11 protein-coding genes are annotated in these 15006 nt (G+C 52.8%); 6 read left to right on the forward strand and 5 right to left on the reverse strand.

Annotated features, from left to right (window positions below; all coding sequences use genetic code 11):
- The first annotated feature begins 40 nt into the window (after window positions 1-40).
- The 4 genes from A3L12_RS04930 (at window position 41) to A3L12_RS04945 (ending at window position 5456) form a co-directional block, all read left to right on the forward strand.
- Entirely contained in the window at window positions 41-787 is a 747-nt protein-coding gene (locus tag A3L12_RS04930) for a uracil-DNA glycosylase family protein (RefSeq protein ID WP_088882581.1), read from the forward strand.
- On the forward strand, window positions 775-1659 hold the full coding sequence (cbiB, locus tag A3L12_RS04935) for an adenosylcobinamide-phosphate synthase CbiB (protein WP_088882582.1): 885 nt from the start codon (window positions 775-777) through the stop codon (window positions 1657-1659). Before A3L12_RS04930 ends, cbiB begins: the two co-directional genes overlap by 13 nt.
- Window positions 1644-2618, forward strand: a complete 975-nt coding sequence (locus A3L12_RS04940) for an aminotransferase class I/II-fold pyridoxal phosphate-dependent enzyme (RefSeq protein WP_088882583.1) — start codon at window positions 1644-1646, stop codon at window positions 2616-2618. The genes cbiB and A3L12_RS04940 overlap by 16 nt, the downstream gene beginning before the upstream one ends.
- 165 nt (window positions 2619-2783) lie before the next feature.
- Complete coding sequence (locus tag A3L12_RS04945; protein ID WP_088882584.1) at window positions 2784-5456, forward strand: valine--tRNA ligase; 2673 nt, start codon at window positions 2784-2786, stop codon at window positions 5454-5456.
- 10 nt (window positions 5457-5466) lie between these two features.
- On the opposite strand, the gene trm10 is transcribed toward A3L12_RS04945, so the two are convergent.
- Both trm10 and A3L12_RS04955 read right to left on the reverse strand, forming a co-directional pair.
- Window positions 5467-6579 carry a tRNA (guanine(9)-/adenine(9)-N1)-methyltransferase gene (trm10, locus tag A3L12_RS04950; RefSeq protein WP_088882585.1) on the reverse strand — a complete coding sequence of 371 codons (1113 nt, stop codon included), beginning with the start codon at window positions 6577-6579 and terminating at the stop codon, window positions 5467-5469.
- A 135-nt stretch (window positions 6580-6714) separates the two neighbouring features.
- Window positions 6715-8046, reverse strand: coding sequence for a leucine/methionine racemase (locus A3L12_RS04955; RefSeq protein WP_088882586.1), 1332 nt, complete (start codon window positions 8044-8046; stop codon window positions 6715-6717).
- 205 nt (window positions 8047-8251) lie between these two features.
- Between A3L12_RS04955 and A3L12_RS04960 the strand changes: the two genes are divergently transcribed.
- Window positions 8252-8860, forward strand: a complete 609-nt coding sequence (locus tag A3L12_RS04960) for a nitroreductase family protein (protein WP_088882587.1) — start codon at window positions 8252-8254, stop codon at window positions 8858-8860.
- 611 nt (window positions 8861-9471) lie between these two features.
- Here A3L12_RS04960 and A3L12_RS04965 read toward each other — a convergent pair.
- A complete protein-coding gene (locus A3L12_RS04965) occupies window positions 9472-9960 on the reverse strand; it encodes a hypothetical protein (protein ID WP_157726701.1) in 489 nt (162 codons plus the stop codon).
- 559 nt (window positions 9961-10519) lie between these two features.
- Between A3L12_RS04965 and A3L12_RS04970 the strand changes: the two genes are divergently transcribed.
- Entirely contained in the window at window positions 10520-12010 is a 1491-nt protein-coding gene (locus A3L12_RS04970) for a transporter (RefSeq protein ID WP_232462866.1), read from the forward strand.
- Window positions 12011-12045: 35 nt separating this feature from the next.
- Here A3L12_RS04970 and A3L12_RS04975 read toward each other — a convergent pair whose 3' ends face one another.
- Together A3L12_RS04975 and A3L12_RS04980 are read right to left on the reverse strand one after the other, a co-directional pair.
- Entirely contained in the window at window positions 12046-12762 is a 717-nt protein-coding gene (locus tag A3L12_RS04975) for an anaerobic ribonucleoside-triphosphate reductase activating protein (RefSeq protein ID WP_335755168.1), read from the reverse strand.
- A 46-nt stretch (window positions 12763-12808) separates the two neighbouring features.
- A complete protein-coding gene (locus tag A3L12_RS04980) occupies window positions 12809-14659 on the reverse strand; it encodes an anaerobic ribonucleoside triphosphate reductase (RefSeq protein ID WP_088882590.1) in 1851 nt (616 codons plus the stop codon).
- Between the last annotated feature and the right edge of the window lie 347 nt (window positions 14660-15006).

The following is a 15006-nucleotide window of genomic DNA, read 5'->3' on the forward strand; positions in this document are numbered from 1 at the left end:
AACCACCAGACATATAAAGGGGGTGGACTTTTTATCCATTATGCTCCTCGAGTTCAAAAAGCTCAAAAGGATGGGAGAGGTGTATTTGAACCCCGGCAACCTCAGGGTCATGCCGTTCCTTCTCCGCGACTGGAGGGACCTTCTGGCGCTGGACGAGAAGACCTACGGAACCTACGCGAGAACGATATACAACCCTGAGGAACGCTTTCTGGTCATCAACGACCGGGATAGAAGAACCGCCGAAAATCTAAAGGACCTCTATCTGGAACTCCTCAGGGAGCCGGTATCCTTCTGCCGGGAGGAGTACTACAGGTATCAGCTCCGGATAGGCAGGTTCAGGGGGCTGCCCTTCTCCAGCGGCCGGCCGGGTTCCGGAATTGTCCTCGTGGGCGAGGCCCCGGGGAGGAAGGGCTGCGGAAGGACGGGGATACCCTTCTACGGGGACGCCTCCGGCGACCTCCTCAGGAAAACCCTGTTCTCCCTCGGGGTTAACCCCGATTTCGTCTACCTGACCAACGTGGTGAAGTGCAACCCCCCGGAGAACAGGCTGAGGGGCTTCGGTGAGGGCGAGCTCGAACTCCTGAGGAGGGAGCTTGAAGCGGTGGAACCCGGGTCGATTTTCGCCATAGGAAGAACCGCGGAAAAGGCCCTGAAAAGGCTCGGCTTCGATTTCACCTACCTCAAACATCCCGCATGGTACGTGCGGAGGGGAATCAGGGGGCCGGAAGAGGCCATCCTCGATGATTACTCACCTGTTAAGGAGGCCTTTGGTGAATGGAGGCCTTAGCGATTTTCATCCCCGCACTGCTCTGGGACCTTCTCCTCGGGGAGCCACCTTCTCCGCTCCATCCGGTGGTGTGGTTCGGGAAACTGGCGGGATTTTTCGACTCCCGCTATGGAAGGAGGGGCCCCTTAATCGATTTCCTCGCCGGGACGCTCGTGGCGATCTCGGTTGTAACCTTCGCCTTTTTCCTCTCCTTCCTCCCGGCGTACGTTCCCTCTCCACTCAACTACCTCCTCGCGGTTTACCTCCTCAAGAGTTCCTTTGCCCTAAGGAGCCTCCACGAGCACGTCTCGAGAACCGTAACGGAGAACCTCGAGGAGAAGAGGAGGGCGGTTTCCATGATAGTGAGCAGGGACACCTCAAATCTTGACTGGGTTCACCTCAACTCTGCGGCCATAGAGAGCCTCGCCGAGAACCTCAACGATTCCGTGGTTGCACCGCTCTTCTACTTCCTCCTCTTCGGCCTCCCCGGGGCCGTGGTTTACCGCGCGGTTAACACGCTCGATGCCATGCTCGGCTACAGAAACGAGCGCTACGAGTACTTTGGAAAGTTCTCCGCGAGGCTGGACGACCTTCTGAACTTCATCCCCGCCCGGCTGACGGTTCTCCTCTACGTGCCCCTCGGGGGACGAAGGGTCATCAAATACCACCGCCTTGCCCGGTTTAAGATAAACTCGGACAAGCCCATTGCTGCCATGAGCGCGGTTCTGGGCGTTATGCTCGAGAAGCCGGGCGTTTACACCTTTCCGGGAAGGGAGCCGGACGATGAAGATATAAGGCGGGCTTTGAGGGTTTACCGGCTTGTGGTTGCCGAATGGATAATTGCCGTCGCTTTAACGATCGCAACGGGGGTGTTTCCATGCTTGAGCCCGTGAAGTTCTCCACCTACCACGGTGGCGCGAGGGAAGAGGGCCTGCTCGACTTCTCCGCCTCTCTGAACCCCTACAGGCCGGAGTGGCTCGACGGGATGTTCGAACGGGCCAAAACGCTCAGCGACCGCTATACCTACCACGAGCGCCTCGAGGATGAACTCGAGGGACTTATAGGAGAGCCCCTAACGGTAACGGCGGGCATAACTGAGGCCCTCTACCTCCTTGGAATCCTTTCCTTTGCCCGCGGGAACTTCAGGAGGGCGGTAATTCCCCGCCACACTTACGGCGAGTACGAGAGGATCGCGAGGATCTTCGGGGTAGAGGTCGTGAAAGGGCCCAACGATCCCGGGGAACTGGCGGGGCTCGTTGATGGCCACTCTGTGGTCTTCTTCTGCAACCCGAACAATCCCGACGGGAGGTTCTACCGCCTCAAAGACCTTAAACCACTCCTCGATGCCGTTGAGGATAAAAACGCCCTTTTGGTTCTTGACGAGGCCTTCATAGACTTCGTTCAAAGGCCGGAAAGCCCGGAGGGGGAGAACCTGATAAAACTCAGGACCTTCACCAAGAGCTACGGCCTTCCCGGGATAAGGGTCGGCTACGTCGTGGGCTTCAGGGAGGCCTTCAGAAGCGTAAGGATGCCGTGGGGCATAGGCTCCACGGGGGTTGCCTTCCTCGAGTTCCTCCTCGAGGACGGCTTCGAGCACCTCAGAAGAACGATGCCGCTCCTATGGCGGGAAAAGAGCAGGCTTGAAAAAGCCCTGGGTGTGAAGAGCGACGCCAACTTCTTCGTCAAATGGGTCGGAAACTCGGAAAGGTTCGTTGAGGCCATGAAAAGAAGGGGCATCCTCGTGAGGGACTGCGGGAGCTTCGGGTTGCCCGGCTTCGTCCGTTTTTCCGTGAGGAAGAGGGAAGAGAACGAGAGGCTCATCGAGGCCTTCAGGGAGCTGGGCTTTCAGTGACCCCAAACTTTTTAAGTCACCGGGCGTTTTCATACCCCGGTGGTGCCTATCGTCCACCGTGACCCCGGTTTTGAGGTCTGAGTTCATCCCCGGTGTTCCCCGGTTAGTTCTGCCAAGGTTTTTAAAAGCCCTTCCCGATTGTAGCCCATCTTAAAGGTGATAGCCATGCTTCCAAAGACCTACGAGCCGGAGAAGATCGAGACCAAGTGGCAAAAGTTCTGGCTGGAGGAGAAGGTATACCGCTACGAGCTGGATGAGAAGAGGCCGAGCTACGCCATAGACACGCCCCCGCCGTTCACGAGCGGAACCCTTCACCTTGGCCACGTCCTTAGCCACACGTGGATAGACATAGTGGCCAGGTACAAGAGGATGAGGGGCTATAACGTCCTCTTCCCGCAGGGATTCGACAACCACGGCCTTCCGACGGAGCTTAAGGTGGAGAAGGAGTTTGGAATCAGCAAGGACGAGCCCGAGAAGTTCCTCAGGAAGTGCGTCGAGTGGACCCATCAGGCCATCGAGGCCATGAGAAACCAGTTCATAAGGATAGGCTACTCCGCGGACTGGGATCTGGAGTATCACACGATGGATGACTATTACAAGGCCGCGGTTCAGAAGTCGCTCCTCGAGTTCTACCGCAGGGGCATGCTCTACCGCGACAAGCACCCCGTTTACTGGTGCCCGCGGTGCAGGACGAGCCTCGCCAAGGCCGAGGTCGGTTACGTCGAGGAGGAGGGTTACCTCTACTACATCAAACTCCCCCTTGCCGACGGTTCTGGACACGTTCCCATAGCCACGACGAGACCCGAGCTCATGCCGGCCTGTGTAGCTGTTTTCGTCCACCCGGAGGACGAGAGGTATAAAGACGTGGTCGGCAAGAGGGTGAAGCTGCCGATATTCGAGAGGGAAGTGCCCGTTCTTGCGGATGAAGACGTGGATCCCGAGTTCGGGACGGGTGCGGTTTACAACTGTACCTACGGCGACGAGCAGGACGTCGTCTGGCAGAAGCGTTACGGTCTGCCCGTCATCATAGCCATCAACGAAGACGGGACGATGAACGAGAACGCCGGGCCCTACAGCGGCCTGAAAACTGAGGAGGCGAGAAAGGCCATAGTCAGGGACCTCGAGAGGATGGGCCTGCTCTACGACAGAAAGAAGATCCAGCACCGCGTTCTGAGGCACACGGAGAGGAGCTCCTGCATGGCCCCGATAGAGCTCCTTCCGAAGATCCAGTGGTTCGTAAAGGTGAGGGACTTTACGGATGAGGTTGTAAAAGTCGCCGGGGAGATAAACTGGTATCCCGAGGACATGTTCCTCCGCCTCAAGGACTGGGCCGAGTCGATGGACTGGGACTGGGTCATAAGCAGGCAGCGCGTCTTCGGGACACCGCTTCCCTTCTGGGTCTGCAGGAACGGCCACGTCGTTCCGGCGAGAGAGGAGGACCTACCCGTTGACCCGCGCTTCGATGAGCCCCCCGTGGAAAGGTGTCCTGTCTGCGGTGCCGAACTCGAGCCCGTAAAGGACGTCCTCGACTGCTGGGTGGATTCGAGCATAACTCCGTTGATAATAACGAGGTGGCACGATGCCCTCAAAGGGGACGGGGAGGCAAAGCGCTGGTTTGAGCACAACTTCCCCACCGCCCTGAGGCCTCAGGGAACGGACATAATAAGGACGTGGGCCTTCTACACCATCTTCAGGACCTACATCCTGACGGGGGAGAAGCCGTGGGATAACGTCCTCATCAACGGAATGGTGGCCGGTCCGGACGGCAGGAAGATGAGCAAGAGCTACGGCAACGTCGTTTCTCCAGACGAGGTCATCCCGAAGTACGGGGCCGATGCCCTGAGGCTCTGGACCGCCCTCGCCCCGCCCGGTGAGGATCATCCCTTCAAGTGGGAAACGGTCGATTACAACTACCGCTTCCTCCAGAAGGTCTGGAACATCTATCGCTTCGCCGAGAGGCACCTGAGCGACTTCGACCCCGAAAGTGCTCCTGAAGAGCTCGAGCCCCTCGACCGCTGGATCCTGAGCAGGCTCCACCGCATCATCGGGTTCGCCACGGAGGAGATGGAACGCTACCGCTTCAACCTGCTCACGAGGGAGCTGATTAACTTCGTCTGGCACGAGGTGGCGGATGACTACATAGAGATGATAAAGTACCGCCTCTACGGGGACGATGAGGGGAGCAAACTGAGGGCGAAGGCGGCGCTCTACGAGCTGCTCTACAACGTGATGCTCCTTCTTGCTCCGCTTGTGCCCCACATAACGGAGGAGATCTATCAGGAGATGTTCAGGAGGCACGCTGGCTCTAGAAGTGTGCACCTCCTCGAGTGGCCGAAGTACGATGCGAATAGGGTGAGCGAGGAGGCCGAAAAGCTCGGAGAACTGGCCCGGGAAGTGATCGGTGCCATGAGGCGCTACAAGAACGGCCACGGCCTGCCCCTGAACGCCAGACTCAACCACGTGGTCATCTACGCCACCGAAAGCTACGATGCCCTGAAGAGCATCGAGAGGGACGTAGCCGGGACCATGAACATCGAGAGGCTCGAGATAGTGAGGGGCGAGCCCGAACTCGAGGAGCGCATCACGGAGATAAAGCCCAACTTCAGGACCGTGGGACCGAGGTACGGAAGGCTCGTGCCCGGGATAACGGCTTACCTCAGGGAGAACGCCGAAGAGGTCGCAAAGGCCCTCAAAGAGAGCGGAAAGGTTGAGTTCGAGGTCGATGGGGAGAAGGTTCAGCTCGGAAAGGAAGACGTCGTCATCAGGAGGGCGGTCTTCAGCGAGGGAGAGGAGGTTGAGACGGCGGTCGTTGGAGACGCCGTTATCGTGTTCTTCTGACTTTTTTCTTTCAACAGTTGTAACAGAGCATCGCGGCCTTCTTCAGGAGTATGACCCGGTGGAGTTTTCCTTTTATCACCCTCGGGACGGATATCCGGTTCAGGCGGTGTATCCTCTTCCTTTCGAGGGCTATCAGGTCGAGCTCCCTGAGAACCTTCACGAAGTCCTCCCACCTTATCTTGAGCCAGTTCGAGTAGCTCTCGAAGAGCTCCTTCTCAACAACCCTGTAGGTTTTGCCGTTGATCCTGTAGCGGATCGCCCTCTTTGGAAGCTCCTTCCTGAGGCGCCAGCGCGCGTGCCGCGGCTCCTGAAACTCGTAAACGGCCTCGTCCATCGACATGCCATCGACCATCATTCCGAGGAGTATCCCTATGATCCTGTTTATCCTGTCGGGAACGCCGATGACGTCGCCCTTAAGGACTATCTTCCGTCTGCGGACCTTTATCCCGGCCCCCTCCAGTTCTCGGCCTATTTCCGGGGTGGTTCCCCTCTTCTTCCCCGAGGTGTCCACTATGCCCCCCACCACGAAGGCCCCGACCTCGAAATCCTCACCTGTTAAAACCTCGTCCGCCCATGGGTCGAGGAGCACGACCTCGCCGATGCCTTTCTCCTTTAGGAACCCGGCCACCGGCCCCTCGTAGGTTGTTATCCTGTCCAGAGGGCCGCGGAACATCCTCCTGAACTCCTCCCCGGCGGGGGCGACCGTCAGCTCCCTCCCCGTGAAGTGATCCTTTAAGAGTCCGTAGCTCTGGATTATCTGGAGGCAGAGCTTTCCCTTCTCCCTGCTGGTGTGTCTATCCCAGAGGGAGAGGTCTATTATAAAGAAGGGCCATTCGGGGAGTTTTGAGCGGAGTTCCTCCGGGGATAAAACCATCTCGAACTTCTCCCCCATGCACATCGGGGCGTAGGCGTAGCATGACCCCCCCACCCGGTTGCCTTTAAGGTCCCAAGCGTGGGCGGTCTTCTCGGGGAGGCGGAATATGGCCCCCTTGCCGTTGATGATCTCCAGTGCAACTTCCTGAAGCGGGTTCTTCGACCCCCTGAAACGCTTTGAAAGAACCCCAAAGCTGCTTATACCTTTCTCCTTCAGAGTTTCCCTGAAAACATCGGCGAGGGTCTTCATGGTCATCGGTTGGGGCTTGGGGTGAGGCTTAAAAGTTTTTGCATGGTCTGGGGGATGATGGCCGGCAAATGAATCGCTCCCATTGAGGCTTCTTATTTTGATGCCCCTAATCACCAAAAAAGAAGAACATAGGATCTACCAGCCCTGAACATGCTTTAGGACTTCGTCACCAACCCTTCCTTCCTCTACATCCCTTATTGCGTTTTCAAGCCTGTTCAAACCCTCCTCCAGGACCTCTTCTTCAATCGTTAGAGGAGGTTCTATCCTCAAAACATTTCCGTGCAGGAATGCAAGGATCAATCCGAGCTCATAAGCCCTCCAGACCACTTTTTTGGCTTCTTTAAATGCCCTCTCTTTGCTCTCCCTGTCCTTCACCAGATCGACCCCTATCATGAGACCGAGACCGCGGACGTCCCCTATGAGCTCGTGCTCCTCTTTCATCTTCTCCAGCCGTTTTTTCGCCTGTTTTCCCAGCTTCTCCGCCCTTCTTAGCAGGTTTTTCTCCTCGATCTCCTCTATAACCGCAAGGGCCGCCCTGCTGGCCACGGGGTTGCCGCTCAGGGTGAAGGCATGCCCCAGCGCCGGCAGGGAGTCCATTATCTCCTCGCGTCCTATTATGGCGCTTATGGGCAGTCCGCCGCCAAGGGGCTTTGCGAGGGTTATTATGTCCGGCTCAACGCCGAAGTGCTCTATCGCGAACCATTTACCCGTTCTCCCAAGTCCGCTCTGAACCTCATCGACGGCCAGCAGAATGCCGTGTTCGTCCAGAATGCGCTTCAATCCCTTAAAGTAACCTTCGGGGGGAACTATCATACCCGCATCGCCCTGTACCGGCTCTGCAAACAGGACGGCAACGCCATCGGCGTAGACCTCTCCCTCGAACTTACTTTTTAAGAACTCCAGACACTCAAAGTGGCATTTTCCCGGTTCCTTCCCAAAGGGACAGCGATAGCAATCGGGGTAGGGTATGTAATGTACATCGCTCAGCTCTCCCACTACGGAACGGACTTCAAAATCGAGCCCTGTAACGCTCATGGCACCGTAAGTTGTCCCATAATAGCTCTTCAAATAACTTAAAATTGTCCTTCTTTTTGTGTAAGCGCGTGCAAACTTTATTGCACCATCGTTTGCATCGCTTCCGCTCAAACCCAGACTAATCTTGGCGTTCTCTATGGGGGAGATTTCCCTGAGCTTTTCCCCAAGGAGAAGTGGCTCAACTGGAAATCCATAGATGAAGGTGAAGTGGATCAATCTCTCTGCCTGCTCCTTTATCGCCTCCACAACCCTCTCGTTGTTGTGTCCCACGTTCTGAACGGCTGCATCGGCTAAAAAATCTATGTACTCCCTCCCCTCTATATCCCAGACCTTGGCGTTTTTTGCTCTGACACCAACTATGGAGGCATAGGTGACGCGGGCCGCTCTGGGAAAAACCTTCGAGTAGCGCTCAACAACTTCCTCTTTTTTCACATTCTCACCTCAGTACTATATACGGCAAAAATTAAAAGAATTTCCCTCCATCCGTGCATTTTCCCACCGACATTCTTTCGCATTGAGGGTATACTAAGTTTTCCATAGAATGATGGTAAACACTCAACGGAAATAACCCCCACAGGCAACCTTTGGTTTTAGAAATCTTAATCAGGGGAAGAGGCGAGATTCAATTGTGATGCCTATGGAACTGGGGGATGCACTTTTCACGCGAACATCTGTGAGGTATTACCAAGAGCGGGAAGTGGAAGAGGAGAAGATCAGGGAGCTGATAGAGGCAGCCATAAGGGCTCCAACCGCCAGTGCTCTGGAAAACTGGCTTTTCGTCATATTCAAGAGCAGCGAAGCGAGGGAGAAGATACACGAACTGATGGCAAGGGGCATGGTTGAGTACTATCAAAATTTTGGTCTGAGCATGGAGAAAATTGAGAAGTTAAAGAAACGTATATATGAGGAGAAAATGTATAGGGCTCCACTTTACATCGGTGTCTTCATAAACAGGGAAGTTAGGTTCCTGAAAGGAGAGAAATTCGATTTTTTAGAATTTATCTGGAGCGTTGAAAGCGCTGCTATGGCCATCCAGAACATGATGCTCAAAGCCGTGGAGCTTGGATTGGGAACGTGCTACATGGGTGTGGCAAATTTTGAGGGAATTGAAAAGGAGATTAGAAATATGGCGGGGCTGGGGGAGGAGTGGTATCTCGTGGGATTGATAACAGCCGGTTATCCCCTGAGGAATGAGAGTCCCAGAAAGAGGAGGAAGGGAGTTGAAGAAGTTGTTAAGTTCGTGTAGGTTGTGGCAGGAATTATATAAGTAAAGGACAAGCAGGATGATACTGCTAAGGAAGAGGTGTATGTCTGTCCACACTGGGTAGAACCTTCAAAGTGAACGGCATTGAGAACTCACATGAGTAGGATAAAGGTGCGTCCACCCCGAAGAAAGGACTTAATCATAAAATCTCCAAAATCGGTTTTGGTCATAACCTACCCCTCCATTCAACTTATCCCTTTCTTCTTCTAATCCACCCCATTATTTCAAAGATCAAAGCAACTGGAAGACTGAAAAAAGAAGAGAATGCTAAAAAATAGACCGGTGCTAGTAACAATCGATTGCTTTCTCCTGTTATGCCTTCACCTACTCCTGCTCACCCCACCGTTACCGTTGTGTTATATTCTGCGAGTTCCTTTTGTCCAGAATATAACTTTACTGTGACTGGATGTTCGCCCCTGCTTAATTTATCTATATAAATTGTATCAGTCAGTTCTTTGCTATCATTTGGTAATATCTCTTCGGAAAAGAATAGAAGTTCCTCTGAGCTATTCCCGATTGTTACCAGTCCTCCGTCGATGATCGCCGGCAAATCTCCATCATTTGTTACCACAAGCTTGACTGTTATTGCAACACTACCAAAAAAAGTAGGTTGTTTCAAAGTCTGCGTTCTTAATGCTTATCTTAGCCCCTCCTTCAAACGTTATATTCTTAGAATATATGAACTCGTCAGTAATAAAATCAAAGATATAAAGTGTGTATGTCCCAGCTTCCGGCGTTGTTCCATAATCGGCCATTTGAAGTTCTACGCTTTCAACACCATCCACTAGATCTTCTTCGGGTATAAAGTCTTTACCAACAGTATTCCCCTCGGGGTTGGAAAGCAAGAGCTCCAAGCTTCTGGGTTCCCCTTTTACAGTCACTTTAAGATATACTGCACCATCCTTAGCTATTGGAGTATAACTAGTAACTTGATATTCTGTTGTAGTTGATGTCGTAGTAGTCACTGTTTTTGTAGTCGTCCCCGCTCCAATACATACACTAAAACTGACTACTAACACACTTACAATAACAACGGCTATCAAAGCCTTTCCAATCTTTTTTAATACACCCATCCATACCACCTTCTTAGAGGGTCTTAATTAAAGGGGTTCTGAATTTTCCAACCTTGGAAAGTTCATCAGCGCTTTAGTCAAACTTCCTTTAAGATCTAATGCACCCTCTCCCCCACTTTTCATCCATACTACATGCCCTCAAGTGCTTTAGGGCCGGGTATCCAATCTTCTTTTCTAATTCGTAAAGCTTTTCCTTGGAGATAATACCAATTTCTTTATTTACTAAACCGGCAAGTATTTAAAGTTTTCTATTACCATGAAATCTACGCAATTAAATTCTCATTGGTGTAACTGTGCCTCGTATTTGAATGTCACGGCGAGAGATGTCTCCGGGTGACAAGCAACTAATGAAGGGGTATCAAGTGTGCTAATTATCACGTGTAGGGTGCTAATAGGCACAGTGTGGGTGTGTTGATTCACAATTTCTAAGGAGGGATTGATTTAGATTTAATTCTAAGTTACCTTCATAGTATTGCGATTCCTGAGCTCGTTGGGATCTGGAGTGAGGTTTAGAAGTTTTTGCATGGTCGGGGTCAGGTTTTAATACCTCGACGCCTCCGGTAGTTATATGATGACACATGAGACCGGAGGCTCCACGGGTCTGAAGGCAGGGACATTAAAGGTAGCGCCCCTCTATCTCCTCGGCTTGGCCGTTATTGTAACCTTCCCGTACTTTTTAACGAGAAAGACCCCTCCGGGTTATATCATAGGAGGAGACACCCTCGTCCATACCGCGATCTCGAGGGGAATCCTCCTTGGACGAAATCCCCTCCTCGACCAGACCTACAACGTTCCCCCGAACTGGTACCCCTTCCTGTACCACTTAACGGTGGCCGGGATCTCACGGATCCTAGGAATCCCGGTGGAGGAGAGCATGATACTCCTTCAGGCAATCCTCACGCTCTCCATGTTTCTCGTTGTTTTCTACGTGGCCAGAGTTCTATGGGGGGAGCTGGCTGGAATCGGGGCGATGGCCCTTTCCTTCGTGCTCCTAACCGCCCATATCTACCCAAACCCGAAGGAACTCGCCCCCCTGCTCGGCCTCCTATCGTTCCTGCTCCTCGCGCGGTCGAGGTACTGGCTGTCGGGTCTCGTGATGGGGTTGGCTTTCTGGACGCACTACGCGTTCGTTCTTCCTCTGGCGGGCCTTCCTCTGGTTATGTTTTTGATCAAACGCGATAAAGGGTATTTAGTCCTCTTCATCGTTGCCCACCTTGTTTTCCTGCCGTTCGTCCTCAACGCAGGGCTCCATGCCCAGAATCCGCCCCGGATAGAGGACATATACAGGTTCTGGGAAACTGATACGCCCGAGAAAAAGATCCGGAGTTTGGTTCCCTCCCTTTATCTCCTCCCTTTTGTTGGAATTGGGCTGTTGAGGTGGGCCAGAAGGAGGGATCCTTACGCCAATGAACTCCTGATCTTGATTTCCCTGATCTGGGTCGCGAGACTCTCACCCATACTCCTGAAGGTTTTTGGAATCGAGCTCTGGTCGTCCAGATTTACCGGACTTCTCCCCTACTCCTACGTTCTGCTCTCTTCCTACGGCATCTCAGGGGTTGATCTTTCCAATAAGCACGTTAAGGCCGTAGTTCTCGGCACCCTTCTGGGTGTGCTTCCAGTTGCCGGGGCGTTGAACTTCTGGGGCTCTGTGGAGGGTGATAAATTCGTAAGGGTATCGGAGATGGACTTCGATCTTTATTATCCCCCGGAGCACTTCCCGGAAACCGCCCGCTGGATTTTCCTGAACACCGGGCGCGACGACGTTGTGGCAACCAGCGAGGAGGCGGGGATGATGCTAAACGCCATGACGGGCAGGCCGATTATTGCAACTCTCTACGGACACGGTAACGTGTTCATCAACAACGAAAAACGAAGGCGTGACCTTGGAATATTGTTCACGGGAAACTGCGGGGAGAAGGAGTCGGTAATAAAGGAATACGGCGTTAAGTACATAGTCGTTGATCAATTCGTCATCCGGAAGTGGGGAACGGTGGATATGTCATGCGTTGCCTACCCGGTTTATAACATGGGCTCTGTGACAATAATGAAGGTGAGATAACCGAAGCTCGTAATTCTCTTAACCTTTTAAATGATTTAAAAATTTTTCGGTATCTGGAGGCTTTGATTTAGCACCGGACGCACCCCAGCACACTCTAAATGTTTGCTTATAACTTCAAGCTCCTCCTCAGGAAAGCAATGAAGGCGACACCACTCTCCATTCCTAGGAGATACCACGGGGACGCCTATCAGGGGATTTAGGATTACATGGAAGTCAGTGTATCCATGAATGTGGGATAGAGCCTCATCAATATAGCCCAAGACTTCTTCCATTGGAAATTCCCTCGGCACGGGGATTCTGAGCTCCAGTGGAATTCGATGCTCCGATATAAGGTCAAGGCTTTTAAGGAAGAGCCCCCAGAGTCTCATGCTGGTCTCCTTTGAGAGGCCGTAGAGGTGGGCGGGAGGGGATTTTAAGTCTGTTGCCACGTGATCGATTAGATTTTCACTTATCAGTTTTTCCAGAGGTTTCACGAGTGTCCCGTTCGTGTTCAGGCTGACCTTCACCCCGAGTTCCTTAACCTCTCCCAGCAACCCCCTTAGCTCCCTCCACTGGAGGAGCGGTTCCCCACCCGTTATATGAAGATAATCAATCAGGGGTAGGGTTTCCCTTAGATCCTCAAGGAATTTATCCTCATCCATAGTACTGCATCCAACCTTCTCGGCGATTCTCCAGTTGTGGCAGAAGGGGCACTTCAGATTGCACCCGCAGAGCCATAGGGTAAACGTGACCCTGCCGTGAACGTCTATCATGCTGACGGTCTTCCATCCCGCCGTAAGCATGCTGTCACCCCCTGAATCAGGAGGAGTAGTGCCTCCGGGTCCAGAATTCCTTCTTCCTGTAGGGATTCCAGTTTTTCAAGGGCCGATAATAACCGATTATCCTGCTCCATACCTCAACATCTTCGCTTCCGCAACGGGGACAATGCGTGTAAAGGCCCGTTGTGGAGTATCCACATCTGTTGCACACAGTTATGGCTGGGGTGTAGCTCCAGTAAACGAGCTCCGTTCTCATGAGTCTCTTTGTGAGCTTTGCGAGGGCTTCCGGGTCGGGTTCCTCCCCGAGGAATATATGCATCATGACCCCACCTGTGAAGCTGCGCTGAACCATGCTCTCCACTTTTATTCTATCGGCGAGCTCAAGCGCCCCGTAGTAGGGGGCTATGCTCGTTGAGTAGATCGGATTCTCCTTATCGCCAAGGAAATTCACCAGCTCCGGAAACTCCCTTAAGTCCTTTATAGCAAGCTTTGCTGCGGCGCTTTCCCCCGGAACCTCCTCCACGTTCCAGGGCGTGCCACTCTCCTGCATCCACCTCCGGGTCTTCCCCGTGGCGAATTCTACCATTCTCCTCATAAGCCCTGCGGCTTCCTTCCATTCCTTTCTCGTTCCCTCAAACCACAGGGAAGGATTGTTGAGGTATATTGCAGCAGCTTCTGGAAGTCCCAGAAGTCCAACGGTATTGAAATGGCTTGCCGGAAACTCTCCGAGGTACTCCAGTATCATGTTGTACAACTGGGGATAATTGGTTATCAGCCTTATGTAACGTCCACGGAACCAGTCCGTTACCCCCCGTACCATCGAGAGGATCCTTTCGTACTCCTCCCAGAAGTTATCATCATCTCTCGCCCTGAGTGCCAGCCTCGGGAGGTTTATGGTGGTGACGTTTATCGAACCCGTGGCATCGGGCATCGCCCAGAGGCCCCCGAAACGCTGGCGCTCAAGCTTTTCAATTGCTTCTTCCTCAACTTTCTTTTCGTTTATTCCAAAGGCCAGAGAAAGATCGTTCTTGTCTATCGTTAGCCTGCAGCACATGGCATAGCTTGCGTCCGGATCAACGACGTTCGTGTTAAGCCAGTAAAAGCTTCCACGCTTTGCGGCCGTTGTGAAAATGGCCTCGAAGACCTCCGGATCATCCCATATCATCCCTGCGGTCGTCATCAGGGTTGGTATGGGAAACGTGAAGGGCTGGCCTTTTGCATCGCCCTCCTTCAAAACTTTCGCCAGCACGATGATGAACCTTTTTGCTTCTTCCGTGTAATCCCCCAGAGGGGCGGTTTTTCTGCCTTCATAGAATGCGTAATCCCCATCCAGCATTTTCTTTGGGGCGTCCAGTGTTACGGTAAAGTTAGTAAAAGGTGTTTGCATGCCCGTTCTTGAAGGGTAATTGAGATTGAACACGAGTCTTTGCACCTGCTGCTTTATTGCCTTCTCTTTCAGGTTGTCCCCTCTCATAAATGGCCCTGCGTACCATTCCACGCTTGAGAGGGCCTGAGCCCCCGAAAAGTAGTGCTGCATGGTTACGAGGTAGTTGGCTATCTGGTCCACAAAGGCGTCGAAGTGCCTCGCGGGTCTTGAGCTTACCGTGGGTGTCCTCAAACCTTTTTCAAGAACCCTGGCAACACTATGTCCAGTACAGTACGGGATGTACAGGCTGTGGGGCAGTTTGTGAATGTATATGTCGCCCCCGTAATGGTGCTTCAGGTACTCCTTTGGTATGAGCCTTAGATAATCCGTGAGTGCGTTCTCCATCACGTAGGCAAAGAATCCCGTGGGTCCGGGATACCTGTTTGCGTTTTCCAGAACATCGAGGCTGCTCCACCTCGCGTACTCATCAATGACGTCCTGATCACCCGTCACTTTTTCGGCCATCTTTCCCACCTATTTGGATATTTTATCCAACTCATAAAAGACGAGCGATCTTAAAAAATGTTTCTATTTACCACTATAGATAATCGACAATGCTCTGAAAAATTTGGGATAAAATGACAATTAGAGATTTAGTTTTGTAAGTGTTTTCCGTATTTTGTGAGGGCGTGGATTGCGTCAACGCCGTCTTCCACGGTCTCGTAAACCGGAACGATGGCTTCCCTCCCTATCGCTCGCTGGAATATCACTCATGCCCCATGGAAATGATGTTCTTGAACCAAAGGATGAGGAAACAAAAGCTCGCCAAACTTTTGAAGGGAATTGGAGAAGCGTTCAGAGACTTTGACACA

Origin of the sequence: Thermococcus sp. P6 (assembly GCF_002214525.1) — an archaeon.
Classification (GTDB): domain Archaea; phylum Methanobacteriota_B; class Thermococci; order Thermococcales; family Thermococcaceae; genus Thermococcus.

Coding starts and splice junctions, on each gene's coding strand:
- A3L12_RS04930 (WP_088882581.1), top strand. CDS start 41: ATGCTCCTCGAGTTCAAAAAGCTCAAAAGGATGGGAGAGGTGTATTTG.
- cbiB (WP_088882582.1), top strand. CDS start 775: ATGGAGGCCTTAGCGATTTTCATCCCCGCACTGCTCTGGGACCTTCTC.
- A3L12_RS04940 (WP_088882583.1), top strand. CDS start 1,644: ATGCTTGAGCCCGTGAAGTTCTCCACCTACCACGGTGGCGCGAGGGAA.
- A3L12_RS04945 (WP_088882584.1), top strand. CDS start 2,784: ATGCTTCCAAAGACCTACGAGCCGGAGAAGATCGAGACCAAGTGGCAA.
- trm10 (WP_088882585.1), bottom strand. CDS start 6,579: ATGAAGACCCTCGCCGATGTTTTCAGGGAAACTCTGAAGGAGAAAGGT.
- A3L12_RS04960 (WP_088882587.1), top strand. CDS start 8,252: ATGGAACTGGGGGATGCACTTTTCACGCGAACATCTGTGAGGTATTAC.
- A3L12_RS04970 (WP_232462866.1), top strand. CDS start 10,520: ATGATGACACATGAGACCGGAGGCTCCACGGGTCTGAAGGCAGGGACA.
- A3L12_RS04975 (WP_335755168.1), bottom strand. CDS start 12,762: ATGATAGACGTTCACGGCAGGGTCACGTTTACCCTATGGCTCTGCGGG.
- A3L12_RS04980 (WP_088882590.1), bottom strand. CDS start 14,659: ATGGCCGAAAAAGTGACGGGTGATCAGGACGTCATTGATGAGTACGCG.